1 protein-coding gene is annotated in these 2,298 nt (G+C 31.3%); it reads left to right on the top strand.

All coding sequences use genetic code 11. The features are described from left to right. Positions 1–119: 119 nt before the first annotated feature. Positions 120–2,298, top strand: a 2,179-nt coding sequence (locus L1D51_RS21245) for a hypothetical protein (RefSeq protein ID WP_239964806.1), incomplete at its 3' end; no start/stop codon positions are given.

Below are 2,298 nucleotides of genomic sequence, written 5' to 3' on the forward strand. Positions count from 1 at the left end.
GCATAACTAAAGCAAGTCTTGCTGCTCGCCTTTTGTAAAAAAATTTGATTAAAAGTGTAATTAATTTTAATCTCTTAACATAAAAATCATATGCTAAATTTTAATTGGTTAGTCTTTGAATGGATACTAAAGTAATTAACAATTCGTCAACTAATTCGCCTGTCACTAATTTCCCGTTTCTTGATTGTGGCTCATTACCTAAGTGCTTCGATGATGAAGATCTCTTGTTAGAAATTTATACAAAGTCGAATTTCAAAGATACACTTAAAAAATTTTGCAAAAAAGGAAGATGGTTAGGAAAGCCAACTAGCAAGAATTACATTAATCAAAGTGAGTTTATGAAACTCATCAAGTCTTTACTTAACAGTCCTGATGGAAGAAAAGCCTTATCTGAAAAACATTCTGACGCGGCTTTACACTCGGCTATTTGGCATTGGCTGGGAAAAGAAGCTCCGATATTGCAAAAAAAAATATTACAAATTTGTAACAAACAGAATGGGCGTTACTTTTTACAAGCTGAAGCATTAGAATCGTTTATTAAATCAGAACGAGAATATGTCTACTCAAATAAAAATCAATTCAAGTATATGGTAATTGCCTTTGCAATGTTGCAAGAACAAGATAGGTTTAAATTTAGGGACTTACTTTTCGAAACTTTCCCTGAGCTGCAAGAAGAATTCGATTCTAATTCGTTTGAAAAGACAAATCACACAGGAGTTTTGATTAATAATTTGGATGCTTTCTCAAAATTAATTGAAAGCTTCAAAGAAAGTTATGAATTTCTAGCAAAAGAGTACTTTACTTTTAACTCAGAAATAGAGCGCCTCAAAATTGGGGTTACTTTTGAAACTTTTGAAAGTAACTACCCCGAAATATTGCAGGTCGTTATGGATAAAGCTAAAAGTATAACTTCCGTTATCAGCGAAACAGTAAAATTTACAAATGTAACTTGTGGAAATAGCAATTGCAAAAACTGTAATTCATTAGGCCTTCTTCAATTTTACAACTTTGACCGGAAAAGCGAGATACCAGTAATAATTGAAGAATTTAAAAACAGATATGAGGCTTTAACAAAAGCAGAGCACACTTTATTTAAAACAATGTCTAACTTAAAGAATTTGAGGAACGAGGAGACTAAGATAATTAATTTTGCTCAACTTGAAGAAAAGCCATTTGAATATAGTCCAAATCAAGACTCTTTCTGCGATATTCTTACTATTGAAAAAAAGTTTCAGGCTGCTATTGAAGAATTAAACTTAAAAGCATTAGACAAGTTAAGTTTTGTAAAGAAAGAATTGATCGGAAAAATCACGGAGTTCATTGAAAGTACATCACTCGATGATGTCGCACTGAAAGGTCTAAATTCGAATGAGCTAATTGAAGAAGTTAAGAAAGCTACATCAATAGTTGATATTGAAAACTTAAATGATAAGTTTAATAAAATAACAAATTGCTGCTTAGCTAATGCAAATGCTGTAAGTATTTTAGCAAAAAATATAGATGCTAATGATGCAAGTGAGTTCGATCAAATTTATAGACTATGTGACATATTGATCAAAGAAAAAAAGGGCGACATCGCTCTCTTTATTCTTTATTTTTATCCGGATAAAAGTTTATTAAATGGACTTGAAGCTAGAAAAGCAATCGAGATTATACTTCAATATTTATTCGACAACAATGAACCCACTTTACATTACTTTTTTGAGTTATTCAGAGCTCCAACTTTCTTAGGTTATTTAACACGTATAGAAGCATCTAGGTTTCTGATAGAAAGACTTCTTATTTTAGGGGTCTTTTCAAGGTTAACAGAAAACACCAATTTCAAAATTGATATAAGTAGCTTCTATTTAGGCGCAAAAAATACAGAGAAGTTACCCAAGATCATTCAGGAAGTTGTTGCTGCGATTGTTTCAAATAAGTCCATTCGCTTTATTGACGATAATTCAGATTCAGGACTTGAAAACATTGAACGAAATATTGATTCACTTCTACTTTTTGAAGATGGTAAATATAGGAATGCACAACGTGATGCAAAACATTATGGAAGGTTCGAAAGCGTTATTGTGTTTCCTAAACTTATAGAGTTTTGGAAGGAAGTAAAGTTTAAGCTAGATAATAATGGCATTGATTCGCTGATACACATGATAAGAGAGAGAGAGTCTTCTGATTGGTATTTGGAACTAGAAAAAGCCTATGACAAAAGTTTAATAAAGCATACATACTATACTAATGTTACAAAAAGCTTAATTGAGAGTTTTTTACAACTGGTTAAAAATTATGTCGACGAATATTTAATTG

This window comes from Pseudoalteromonas shioyasakiensis, from assembly GCF_022398475.1.
GTDB lineage: Bacteria > Pseudomonadota > Gammaproteobacteria > Enterobacterales > Alteromonadaceae > Pseudoalteromonas.